The organism is Streptomyces sp. NPDC058877, assembly GCF_042742855.1.
Classification (GTDB): Bacteria; Actinomycetota; Actinomycetes; order Streptomycetales; family Streptomycetaceae; genus Streptomyces.
In genome coordinates this window covers 19,501-30,261 of sequence record NZ_JBHYMF010000083.1, presented here as the reverse complement: position 1 = coordinate 30,261, position 10,761 = coordinate 19,501, and the positions used below count along the sequence as shown (strand labels likewise).

Sequence of the window (10,761 nt, the reverse complement as noted above, 5' to 3'; positions counted from 1 at the left end):
GGCCCGGGACCTCCCGGGCCCCTGCGGTCGCGGTCGGTCAGGCGCCGGACGCCGCCGCCAGCCTGGCCGCCAGGGCCCGCATGTGGACGATCAACGGCTCCGGGCCGTGGACGGTGAAGTCGACGTCCATCAGGGCGAGGCGCAGCGCCAGCCATTCCACCGAGTCGGGAACCCGGGCGCGCAAGCGGCAGCGGCCCGGGGCCGTCTCGGTCGGCACGAGGTGTGCGGGCAGGCGCGCGGCGACCGACGGGACCGGGGCGGCGAACTCCACGTCGAGGTCGACCTCTCCTTGGGCCCGGGCCATCGAGCGGGCCGTGTAGCTGGCGGCGTCCCCCTCGGGCAGCTCCCGCGGGGCGAAGCGGGCACCCGTCGGGAAGGGCTCGCTCACCCGGTCCACCCGGAAGGTCCGCCAGTCCTCGCGCCCCAGGTCGTACGCGACGAGGTACCAGCGCTGGCCGGTCGACACCAGCCGGTACGGCTCCACCAGCCGCTTGGTCTCCGCGCCGTCCCCGGCCCGATAGCCGAACCGGAGCCGTTCGTGCCCGGTCACCGCACCCGCGAGCGCGGTCAGGGTGGCGGGCGTGACGGTGGCCCCGTCGCCCCTGGTCAGCGGGATCGTCGCGTGCTGCAGGGCGGAGACCCGGTACCGGAGCCGTGCGGGCAGCACGTGCTCCAGCTTCGCCAGGGCCCGCACGGACGCCTCCTCGACGCCCTCGATGGCGTGCCCGGCGCCGGCGCGCAGCCCGACCGCGATCGCGACGGCCTCCTCGTCGTCGAGCAGCAGCGGCGGCACGGCCGTACCGGCGACGAGGCGGTAGCCGCCGACCGCGCCCATGGTCGCCTCGACGGGGTAGCCGAGTTCGCGCAGCCGCTCGACGTCCCGGCGGATGGTGCGCGTGGAGACCGCGAGTCGGGTGGCGAGTTCGCTTCCGGGCCACTCGCGCGGGGTCTGGAGGAGCGAGAGCAAGGTCAGGAGTCGTGCCGGGGTGTCCGTCATGTCTCCAGGATGCCGGGCAACTAGGACATGAACTGGCCTAGATGGGTTCTACCTTTCTTCCATGAGTTCACACGACGCCCCCCTCGACGCCGGGGCGGCCAGCGACAAGCGGCGATGGATCGCCCTCGCCATCGTCATGACCGCCGCCTTCATGGACCTGGTCGACGCCACGATCGTCAACATCGCCATCCCCAGCATCGAGAAGGACCTCGGCGCCTCGTTCGGGGCCATCCAGTGGATCACTGCGGGGTATGCGCTGGCGTTCGCCGCCGGCCTGATCACCGGCGGGCGGCTCGGGGACATCTACGGCCGCAAGCGCCTCTTCCTCCTCGGCACCGCCGGCTTCACGATCGCCTCCGCGCTGTGCGGCTTCGCGGCCAACCAGGAGATACTGGTCGCCTCCCGTCTGCTCCAGGGAGCGACGGCCGCGCTGATGGTGCCGCAGGTCCTCTCGATCATCCACGTCACCTTCCCGGCGCACGAGCGGGGCAAGGTCTTCGGGATGTTCGGCGCGATCATCGGCCTCGGTGCGGTCTCCGGCCCCTTGCTGGGCGCACTGCTCACCCAGGGGAACATCGCGGGCCTGGAGTGGCGACCGATCTTCCTGATCAACCTGCCGGTCGGCATCGCGGGCCTGCTCCTGGGACGGAAGTTCATCACCGAGTCGAAGGCGCCGAAGGCGCTCCGGCTCGACCTGATCGGCGTGTTCCTGGTGACGACCGCGCTGCTGATGCTGATCTACCCGCTGACGCGCGGCCGTGAGCTGGACTGGCCGCTGTGGGGCCACCTGATGATGGTCGGCAGCCTGCTCGTCTTCGGGCTCCTCATCGCCTACGAGAAGCACAAGACGGCCAAGGACGGCTCGCCGCTCGTCGAACTGTCGCTGTTCCGGGTGAAGAGCTTCGCGGCCGGCATCGCGGTGCAACTGACCTTCGGTGTCGTGCTCGGCATCTTCTTCCTGGTCTGGACGCTCTACATGCAGGTCGGACTCGGCTGGAGCCCGCTGAAGGCGGGCCTGACCGGGGTGCCGTTCTCGATCTCGGTCTCGGTCGCCGCCGGCCTGTCCGTGCAGAAGCTGGTGCCGCGCTTCGGCCGCAAGGTGCTCCAGGCGGGCGCACTGACGATGGCCGCGGGCGTCCTGTTCTACCTCTTCGAAGCCGGACGGTACGGAACCGGGATCCAGCCCCTGCAGATGATCGTGCCGCTGGTCGTCATGGGGCTCGGCATGGGCCTGATCGTGGCGCCGCTGACGGACGCGGTGCTCTCGGACGTGCCGAAGGAGCACGCGGGTTCGGCCTCGGGACTGATCAACACGACCGGGCAGATGGGCAATGCGCTCGGACTCGGCCTGGTCTCGGTGGTCTTCTTCGGAACCATCGACGACGAGCGGCTCGCCCGGGTCCCGGCCGAGGTGGGACCGGCGTTCACCGACGCCTTCCAGAACGCGCTGGGATGGGCGGCGGCGGTGCTCGCCGGAATCTTCCTGGTGATGTTCGCGCTCCCGGCGAAGCCGAAGCAGCACCTGGAGGGCGGCGGCGAGGCGGAGGCCGTCACCGAGAAGGAGCCGGTGCTCACGCACTGACCCCCGTGCGGCGGGGCCCCGACTCCGGGAAGCACCCGGGCCGGGGCCCCGCGTCGTACCCGTGCCGGAACCGGGCCCGGCAGCGGGTCCGGTTCCTCAGCGGACCCGGGCGCGGGACTCCATCGCGCCGCGGGCCGCCTGCTCGTCCTCGTACACCTCGCACATGTGCCGGCCGTCCGGCGTCGCCGTGTGCTCGACCTCCCAGAGACTGACCTCGCTGCCGTCGAGCAGCAGGAACTGGTGCTCGTAGAGGGTGAAGCCGGCGTCCCGACCGCTCCCCAACGGACAGTGGCGGCCGAGGGCCTGGGTGATGTGGTGGGCGAAGGCCCGCTGGAGCCGGCGGGCCGTCCGCTCGCCCGGCCGGTCCGGGTTCTCCGCGCGGCGCAGGACGCGGCGCGCGTGGTCGGCGGAGTCGTCCGGCACGTACATCCGGGGCTGGGCGGGTATCGGACGGGCGAGCAGGGCACCGAACGTTTCGAAGTCGTCGTCCTCGTCGGCGCGACCGTCGGAGTGCTCCGCGGTCCAGTTCGACGTCGACCCCGTCGGCAGACGTGAGGCGGCGAGCCGCGCCTCCGTCTCCTCCGTGTACAACTCGTGCTGCTGGGCGCCGTCCCGGCCGGCGTTGTGGGTCAGCTCCCACAGGCTGAGCGCGCTGCCGTCGGCCAGCAGATACGCATGGCGGTGGGTCGTGCGGTGCAGCGACGCGCTGTGGTGCGAGGAGTGCAGCGCACTGGAGTGCGCGAGCGCCGTGCCGAGGCGCTCGACGGTCGAGTCGGGCAGGTCGAAGGAGTTGAGCGCCCGGCCGAGGAGCCGCTCAAGGTGCATCTCGGTCGTCTCGTACGGATCGTCAGGATCCTGCGGATCGTTCAAGAGGGTCTCCAGGCCGTCGCCGCATGTCACTTGGTGCTCGCTTAACGTAGTCCCTGGGTCTGACATCGTGTCCGGGGTTCGCGGAAAACGAAGGGCGTTCGCGGGAAGTTCCCGCCCCCTTTCCCCAACTCCCCTTCACTTACCGGGAGTACGCGTCCGCATCCCCTCCGTACAGCTCGCGGTACGAAGGGAAGTCACCGCCCGGACCGCGCAGGCCGGCCGGAGCCGCGAGCACCGCCCGGACGATCGCCCGGGTCACCAGATCGGCGCCCGCCGCCAGGATCTCGTTCAGCACGAGCGGCCCCGACCCCTCCGGCAACTCCCGCGACCCCGTGGAGAGCGCGAAGACCGTGTCCCCGTCGTTCATCAGGTGCACCGGGCGCACCGCGCGCGCGATGCCGTCGTGCGCCGTGCCCGCGACCTTCTGCGCCTGAGCCCGGGTGATCACCGCATCGGTCGCGACGACGGCGAGCGTGGTGTTCAACGACGGCGGGACGCTGGCCTCCCGCGCCTCCGCCAGCCGCCGCAGCGCCGCCTGGTGCACCGCAGGCCCGGGGAAGGCGGGCCGGCCCGCCTCGAAGTAGCTGCCGTAGGGAACGCCCGTCGTCGGGTCGACCACCGAACCCACCGCGTTCACCACCACGAGCGCGCCGACCGTGATCCCCGACCCCAGGACGGTGCTCGCCGTCCCCACCCCGCCCCGCAACCCCCCGGCCACGGCCCCGGTGCCCGCACCGACCGCGCCCGTCCCCACGTGCGCACGCTCCCCGGAGGCGGCGGCCGCCGCGACCGCGGCCCGTCCCGTGGACGCGTCCGGCCGGGCCGTGAAGTCCCCGCCCCGCCCCAGGTCGAAGACGCACGCGGCGGGCACCACCGGCACCACCTGGGAGGGCGCGGGACCCACCCGCACGCCCCGGTTCCGCTCGGCCAGCCACGCCATCACCCCGGTGGCCGCGTCCAAGCCGTACGCGCTGCCGCCGGTCAGGACGACCGCGTCGATCCGCTGGACCACGTTCCTCGGGTCCAGGGCGTCCGTCTCCCGGGTACCCGGTCCCCCGCCCCGCACGTCCACGGCGGCGACCACCCCGCCCTCCGGCGCCAGCACCACCGTGGTGCCGCTGAGCGCGCCGGGCCCGACCGCGCCTGCGTGGCCCACGCGGAGCCCGTGCACATCGGTGATCGCGTCCTGGCCGTTCGTCCCCTCGGGAAGTGTCATGCCACCCTGCCTACCACGCGCCCCGCGGTGAGGCCGGCAGTCCGGTGAGGAGGGCGAAGGGCCCGTCGCCCACCCGGCCGGTGCGGCCCGAGCCGACGGCGCCCCGGCTTCGGGGCGGGTCAGGCCGTCCCGGCGCGCCGGATCCGGCCGCGGGCGGTCAGGACGGTGCCGACGCCGACCGTGGTCGCCGCGACGAGACCGGCCGCGAGGACCGCCCAGCGTCCCGCGTAGGAGCACATCAGGATCGCGAACGACGAGACCGGCAGCACCAACTGCTGGGCGATGCCGACCTTGAAGTAGCGGGCGTGCAGCAGCCACACCGACAGCAGGAAAACGGCCGACGGGATCGTCACGGCGGCCGAGGCGGCGAGCGTGGACAGATGGGCCTCGCCCACGGCCTGCTCGACCGCGATCTCCAGGCCCGCGCCGATCGCCGCGGCCGAAGAGAAGATCAGGTAGTGGCCGTAGCCCCAGACGAAGCCCTGACGGCTGGAGGTCAGCCGGTCGTGGGCGGGCACCACGAAGTAGATCCACCACGCGGAGAAGACGAGCAGCAGACCGCCGGCGGCGATCGGGAGCAGCTCGTCCAGGGCGTCGTTCTCGACCACGCCCGTCTTCACGGCCACGGTCGCGGCGGCGATCGTCTCGCCGAGCACGATGATGGTGAACAGCCCGTACCGCTCGGCGATGTGGTGCGGATGCCAGGCGCTGGGCGCGGCCTTCTCCGCGTACACCGGCACGCTCATCTCGGCGAGGGCCATCACCAGGAAGACCCAGGGAAGGGCCGGCTCCGGCACCAACAGCAGGGTGAACCAGCCGATCTGGCAGGCGAGCACCCCGCCCGCGTACCGGTGGCACATGGTCCGTTCCGCCGGAGAGGAGGCGTGGCGGGCGGCGCGCAGCCACTGCGAGGCCAGGGCGACCCGCATCACGACGTAGCCGAGGTAGACGACGAGGAAGTCGTGCTCCGCGAAGGCGCGCGAGACGCCGGCGGCGAGCACGAGGACACCGGCGATCTGGACCAGGGTGACGATCCGGTAGAGCACGTCGTCGTTGTCGTAGGCCGAGGCGAACCAGGAGAAGTTCATCCACGCCCACCAGATCGCGAAGAAGACCATCGCGTAGCTGACGATGCCCTCGCCGGCGTGCCCCTCGGCGATCGCGTGCACCAGTTCGGCCCCGGCCTGGGCGACGGCGACGACGAAGCACAGGTCGAAGAAGAGCTCCAGGGGCGTGGCGGCCCGGTGCGACTCCTCACGGGAGCGCGCGGTGAGGGGGAGGAACGGTTGTGTCATGGACCCCAGCACAGCAGAGCGGCCGGCCGGGAGGGCCGCATGCCACGCCCGCCGCACTGCGTCTGCGCGAACCGACCCGCAGGAGGCGCGGGGCCGGCCGGCGGTGTCGTTCGTCGGGGCGGCCCCGCACGAGCAAACGCTACGCTCACCGCCCCCGCCCCGCCGTCGCCGTACGGCCCCCGTCGCAGGGTCGTAAGTCCCCTGGAACCGGGGCCTTCCCGGGCCGCCGCCCCGCCCCGCCGCCCGGAGCGAAGCCGCCCCGCCCCCGTGACGAAGGGGCTTCGACGCCCGCGAGGGAGAGGCCACCGCGGGAGCGCCTTCCCGAGGTCTGCCGAAGAACTGCTGATCAGGGGGGTACGGGGCGGCGGGGCGGGCGTACCCTGAAGAGATGAGCACCGCCCCCGCCCACGGACCGCGAGACGCGAAGCGGCCCGGCACCACTTCCCCCACCGAGAACACTCCGAAGCCGGCACTCGTCTTCGACGATCCGCTGGACCAGCAATCCGCGGACGACACGGACCGCGGGTGGGGAGAGCGGCCTCCGGCCGGCGGCGACAGTGCCGCCGAGCTCGCGCGCTTCCTCGACGAGAAGCCGCCGCACCACCTCTGAGACCGGCGCGTCCCGCCGGTCAGGAGGTGGGGTGCTTCCCGAAACCGCCACCGGAGCCGGCGCCCCCGCCCGTGCCGCTGCCCGTGCCCGTCGACGGACCGCGCTGGGAGACGAGGTGGTCGCGGATCTCCTTGAGCACCTCCAGCTCGCTGACCTCCAGGGTCTCCTGGACGCCTTCCTTCGCCTTGTCGTGCGCGGCGCGCTTGGCGAGGACCTTGGCCATCGGCAGGACCATGAGGAAGTAGACGACGGCCGCGGTGATCAGGAAGCTGAGGACCGCGCTGAGGACGGTGCCCCACATGATCGGGATGCCGGAGACCACGTTCCCCGCGTCGTCGATCCTGCAGGGGCCCTTGAGGCAGGACCGGTAGCTGTCCAGGTCCTTCGTGCCGAAGGCTCCCACGAGCGGGTTGATGACGCCCCTGACCACCGAGTTCACGATGTTGGTGAAGGCGGCACCGATGACGACCGCCACCGCGAGGTCGATCACGTTTCCGCGCATCAGGAAGGCCTTGAAGCCCGCCATCACACTTTCCTTCTTGGCCACCGGGGTGCCTTTCGTCGCGTGTGCTGCTGTGTGCGGAGCCATTAGGCCGTGAAGGTCGCAGGGGCGTCCAATCCATACACACGGGACGGTTACTTGACAGTGAGTCAGTGCGAATCAGCACAAGATCAGCGCCAGTTGGGAAGTGACACCGGCACCTGCCAGTGTCGTGGCGGTCGAGCGCGGCACGGACAGGACGACGAGCGCCCCGCCGTCCGCACGCGCCTCCGCGGGGCGCGGGACTTCTGCCACCCGGGCGCCCGTGGCGACCACCCGGGCTTCGCCCCCCTCGCCCAGCGGGGAGTCGGGCGCGGCGATGACGTCGACCAGGTCGCCGGGGCGCAGCAGCCGGACGGTTTCGGCGTCGGCGATCCGCACCGGTGCGGAGACCAGGTCTGCGACGGGGGGTCGTGCGCGGGCGCCGGGCGTGGAGTCGTGGAGCACCGGCCCGTGTGCTGCGGGGGCTTCGAGTGACGAGGGGCCGGCGCTCGACGGGGTCCTGCCGGAAGGCCCCGCGTGCGCGGGGCCCGTGCCCGGAAGCCCCGGGCGGGGAGGTCCCGAGCCGGTGAGCGCGACGGCCAGCGAGGCCGCGGTCAGGGCCAGGAGCAGTGCCGGTGCGCGCCGCCCCCGGCGCAGTGCCCGCCGCAACCGCTGCCGGGTGCCCCGGACGCGTAGCGGCTCGAAGGGCGGCACCACACGGGGCGCGGGGACGGAGGAGGGGGGCGTCGTCACGGGGAGGTACCGCCTGTTCGGCTCGGGGGCGGGGTGCGTCCCCCACTCTCCCGACCCCGCCCCCGGCCCGCGCCGCCCTGTGGACCGCTCCCCGGCTGTGGACGACCCCCTCACCCCCGGGGGTGGTTCAGGGCAGCTCGATCCCCAGGTCCCAGCCGTCCTGGGCACGGGTGCAGAGGCAGTCCCGGTCCAGGGTCGCCGGGAGCGCCGACACCGCGTCGAAGAGCACCCCCCGCAGGCGTTCCACGTTCTCGCCGAACACCTGCAGCACCTCGGTGTGGGAGACGCCCTCGCCCGTTTCCGCGCCCGCGTCCAGGTCGGTGACGAGGGCGAGCGAGGTGTAGCAGAGGCCCAGTTCGCGGGCGAGGACGGCCTCCGGGTGCCCGGTCATGCCGACGATCGACCATCCGGCGGCGGCGTGCCAGCGCGATTCGGCACGGGTGGAGAAGCGGGGGCCTTCGACGACGACCATGGTGCCGCCGTCGACCGGCTCCCAACCGCGCCCCCGGGCGGCCTTCACGGCGACCCGCCGCCCGTCCGGGCAGTAGGGGTCGGCGAAGGTCACGTGGACGACGTTGGGGACGGCGCCGTCCGCGCGGCGCTCCCCGTCGAAGTAGGTCTGGGCGCGGCTCTTGGTGCGGTCGACCAGCTGGTCGGGCACGACGAGCGTGCCAGGCCCGTACTCCTCGCGCAGCCCGCCGACGGCGCAGGGGCCGAGGACCTGCCGCACGCCCACGGAGCGCAGCGCCCAGAGGTTGGCGCGGTAGTTGATCCGGTGCGGGGGGACGGTGTGGCCGCGGCCGTGCCGGGGCAGGAAGGCGACCCGTCGGCCGGCGACCTCGCCGAAGAACAGGGAGTCGCTGGGGCTGCCGTAGGGGGTGTCGACGGACACCTCCGTGACGTCCTCCAGGAACGAGTAGAAGCCGGAGCCGCCGATCACGCCGATGTCCGCGTACGCGTCATGGTTCGCCATGCCGGTCACTCTATGCACGGGGTGCGGCGGGGGAGCGGCCGAGGGCCCCGTCGCGGGGTGCGACGGGGCCCTCGGGAAGTCCGCGGGGCAGCGGTCAGGCTGCGGAGCTTCCGGTGCTCGACGAGGACGTCGAGGAGGAGGAAGCGGACGACGAAGCGGCCGGCTTGGCGTCCGAGGACGAAGCGGACGACGAGGTCGACGGGGTGGTCGAGGACTTCGACGAGGCCGGCGAACTGCTGGACGAGGAGCCGCGGCTGTCGTTCCGGTAGAAGCCGGAGCCCTTGAAGACGATGCCGACGGCCGAGAACACCTTCTTCAGGCGTCCCTGGCAGCTGGGGCACTCGGTCAGGGCGTCATCGGTGAACTTCTGCACCGCCTCGAGGCCTTCGCCGCACTCGGTGCACTGGTACTGGTAGGTCGGCACTTGACTTCCTCCTGGCACTCTCACTCGATGAGTGCTAACAATTTTCCATAGTAGCGGCTGCGTCCAGCCGCTCGGAGTAACATTCGTCACCTGCTTCGCCGGCGGTCGGGGCCCGACCGGTCGCCACGGAGGCCCGAAGGTCCGCGCGAAGGGCCTCCTTCCGGCAGGCCCCGCGAGGGTCACCGCGGTGCGTTCCCCGGGGGGAAGGGCGAGCAGGTCGACTTCATGCGCTTCCGACCGTGACCGGTTCGCGGTCCCTCGTGCCCCGGGCGATCGTGCGGGTCCCGCGGGCCGGCGCGAGCCGCGACCGCAGGGCCAGCAGGGTGGCCAGGGCGAGGGCGGTGCCGGCCATCGGCACCAGGAAGCCGGCGCTGGCGCCGTGGGCGTCGGCGAGGCGTCCGGCGACCGTGACGGCCGCGGCCTGGCCGAGTGCGACGGCGCCGGTGAGCCAGGTGAAGGCCTCGGTGCGGGCCGTGGCCGGCACCAGGGCCTCGACCAGGGTGTAGCCGGTGATCAGCGCGGGGGCGATGCACAGGCCGACGACCAGGCCCAGGGCGCCGAGGAGCAGCACCGAGTGTGCGGTCCACAGCAGGGAGGCCGCGGCGGCGAGACCCGCGTAGCCCAGGACCAGGCGCCGGCGGGGGCCGGTCTTCCAGGCGATGGCGCCCATGGCGATGCCCGCGAGCATGTTGCCGGCGGCGAAGATCCCGTACAGCAGGCCGTTGGCGCCGGGGTTGCCGATCTCTTCGGTGAAGGCGGTGAGGGAGACCTGCATGCCGCCGAAGACGGAGCCGATGCCGAGGAAGGCGATGACCAGGACGCGGACGCCGGGGACGGACAGGGCGGAGCGGTGGGGTTCGGCGGTGGCCGTGGTGGGCCGTCCGTAAGCGGGCTGGGTGGCGCGCTGGGCGGCGAAGAACAGGCCGCCGACGAGGGTGAGGGCGGCCTCGGCGATCAGGCCGGCGGCCGGGTGGACCCCGGTGCACAGGGCGGTCGCGAGGACGGGGCCGACGACGAAGGTGAACTCGTCCGTCACGGATTCGAAGGCCGCGGCCGTCGACATCAGCGGAGTCCCGTCCAGCTTGGCGGCCCAGCGGGCCCGGACCATCGGCCCGACCTGGGGCACGGAGGCGCCGGCGGGCACGGCGGCCAGGAAGAGCGCCCACAGCGGGGCCCCGACCAGGGCGAGGACGACGAGCAGGGAGACGGCGACGGAGTGGACGAGGACCCCGGGGACCAGGACGGCGCGCTGTCCGAAGCGGTCGGCGAGCTTGCCGCTCTGCGGGGCGAAGAGCGCCATGGAGACGCCGGTGACGGCGGCGACCGCGCCGGCGCTGCCGAAGGATCCGGTGGTGTGCTGGACGAGCAGGACGATGCCGATGGTCAGCATCGCGAAGGGCTGTCGTGCGGCGAAGCCGGGGATCAGGAAGGAGAGCGCACCGGGAGTGCGCAGCAGCTGCCCGTAGCCGGGCCGCTTGTCCGAGACGACCGTGGACGCCACGGTCCTTGCCTTTCTGC

11 protein-coding genes are annotated in these 10,761 nt (G+C 72.8%); 2 read left to right on the top strand and 9 right to left on the bottom strand.

The features are described from left to right. Window positions 1-37: 37 nt before the first annotated feature. The gene (locus ACFW2Y_RS20180) at window positions 38-997 is read right to left on the bottom strand and encodes a helix-turn-helix transcriptional regulator (RefSeq protein WP_384880848.1); all 960 of its coding nucleotides are present in this window, start codon (window positions 995-997) and stop codon (window positions 38-40) included. Between the two features lie 61 nt (window positions 998-1,058). Between ACFW2Y_RS20180 and ACFW2Y_RS20175 the strand changes: the two genes are divergently transcribed. After that, entirely contained in the window at window positions 1,059-2,579 is a 1,521-nt protein-coding gene (locus ACFW2Y_RS20175; RefSeq protein WP_384880845.1) for an MFS transporter, read from the top strand. A 96-nt stretch (window positions 2,580-2,675) separates the two neighbouring features. Here ACFW2Y_RS20175 and ACFW2Y_RS20170 read toward each other — a convergent pair whose 3' ends face one another. The 3 genes from ACFW2Y_RS20170 to ACFW2Y_RS20160 all read right to left on the bottom strand — a co-directional run bounded on the left by ACFW2Y_RS20170 (window position 2,676) and on the right by ACFW2Y_RS20160 (window position 5,960). Next, on the bottom strand, window positions 2,676-3,404 hold the full coding sequence (locus ACFW2Y_RS20170; RefSeq protein ID WP_384880857.1) for a DUF6227 family protein: 729 nt from the start codon (window positions 3,402-3,404) through the stop codon (window positions 2,676-2,678). Window positions 3,405-3,588: 184 nt separating this feature from the next. Next, on the bottom strand, window positions 3,589-4,665 hold the full coding sequence (locus ACFW2Y_RS20165; protein WP_384880844.1) for a P1 family peptidase: 1,077 nt from the start codon (window positions 4,663-4,665) through the stop codon (window positions 3,589-3,591). A 119-nt stretch (window positions 4,666-4,784) separates the two neighbouring features. Further along, window positions 4,785-5,960, bottom strand: a complete 1,176-nt coding sequence (locus ACFW2Y_RS20160; RefSeq protein WP_384880840.1) for a low temperature requirement protein A — start codon at window positions 5,958-5,960, stop codon at window positions 4,785-4,787. A gap of 388 nt (window positions 5,961-6,348) precedes the next feature. Here ACFW2Y_RS20160 and ACFW2Y_RS20155 point away from each other — a divergent pair, with 388 nt between their 5' ends. Continuing rightward, window positions 6,349-6,570, top strand: coding sequence for a hypothetical protein (locus tag ACFW2Y_RS20155; protein ID WP_384880837.1), 222 nt, complete (start codon window positions 6,349-6,351; stop codon window positions 6,568-6,570). Window positions 6,571-6,589: 19 nt separating this feature from the next. On the opposite strand, the gene mscL is transcribed toward ACFW2Y_RS20155, so the two are convergent. From mscL to ACFW2Y_RS20130, 5 genes are all read right to left on the bottom strand, one after another. Beyond that, entirely contained in the window at window positions 6,590-7,096 is a 507-nt protein-coding gene (gene mscL, locus ACFW2Y_RS20150) for a large conductance mechanosensitive channel protein MscL (RefSeq protein ID WP_384880834.1), read from the bottom strand. A 135-nt stretch (window positions 7,097-7,231) separates the two neighbouring features. Then, window positions 7,232-7,846, bottom strand: a complete 615-nt coding sequence (locus ACFW2Y_RS20145) for a hypothetical protein (protein WP_384880833.1) — start codon at window positions 7,844-7,846, stop codon at window positions 7,232-7,234. A 127-nt stretch (window positions 7,847-7,973) separates the two neighbouring features. Then, entirely contained in the window at window positions 7,974-8,819 is an 846-nt protein-coding gene (locus ACFW2Y_RS20140; protein ID WP_384880829.1) for an S-methyl-5'-thioadenosine phosphorylase, read from the bottom strand. A 94-nt stretch (window positions 8,820-8,913) separates the two neighbouring features. Beyond that, window positions 8,914-9,243: an FmdB family zinc ribbon protein gene (locus ACFW2Y_RS20135; protein ID WP_384880826.1), complete on the bottom strand. Its 330-nt coding sequence runs from the start codon at window positions 9,241-9,243 to the stop codon at window positions 8,914-8,916. Window positions 9,244-9,466: 223 nt separating this feature from the next. Next, on the bottom strand, window positions 9,467-10,744 hold the full coding sequence (locus ACFW2Y_RS20130) for an MFS transporter (RefSeq protein ID WP_384880823.1): 1,278 nt from the start codon (window positions 10,742-10,744) through the stop codon (window positions 9,467-9,469). Window positions 10,745-10,761 lie beyond the last annotated feature (17 nt).

What these genes read in the sequence shown, in the direction of transcription:
- ACFW2Y_RS20140 (WP_384880829.1), bottom strand. Translation starts at nt 8,819, where the DNA reads ATGGCGAACCATGACGCGTACGCGGACATCGGCGTGATCGGCGGCTCC.
- ACFW2Y_RS20160 (WP_384880840.1), bottom strand. Translation starts at nt 5,960, where the DNA reads ATGACACAACCGTTCCTCCCCCTCACCGCGCGCTCCCGTGAGGAGTCG.
- ACFW2Y_RS20180 (WP_384880848.1), bottom strand. Translation starts at nt 997, where the DNA reads ATGACGGACACCCCGGCACGACTCCTGACCTTGCTCTCGCTCCTCCAG.
- ACFW2Y_RS20165 (WP_384880844.1), bottom strand. Translation starts at nt 4,665, where the DNA reads ATGACACTTCCCGAGGGGACGAACGGCCAGGACGCGATCACCGATGTG.
- ACFW2Y_RS20175 (WP_384880845.1), top strand. Translation starts at nt 1,059, where the DNA reads ATGAGTTCACACGACGCCCCCCTCGACGCCGGGGCGGCCAGCGACAAG.
- ACFW2Y_RS20155 (WP_384880837.1), top strand. Translation starts at nt 6,349, where the DNA reads ATGAGCACCGCCCCCGCCCACGGACCGCGAGACGCGAAGCGGCCCGGC.
- mscL (WP_384880834.1), bottom strand. Translation starts at nt 7,096, where the DNA reads ATGGCGGGCTTCAAGGCCTTCCTGATGCGCGGAAACGTGATCGACCTC.
- ACFW2Y_RS20170 (WP_384880857.1), bottom strand. Translation starts at nt 3,404, where the DNA reads ATGCACCTTGAGCGGCTCCTCGGCCGGGCGCTCAACTCCTTCGACCTG.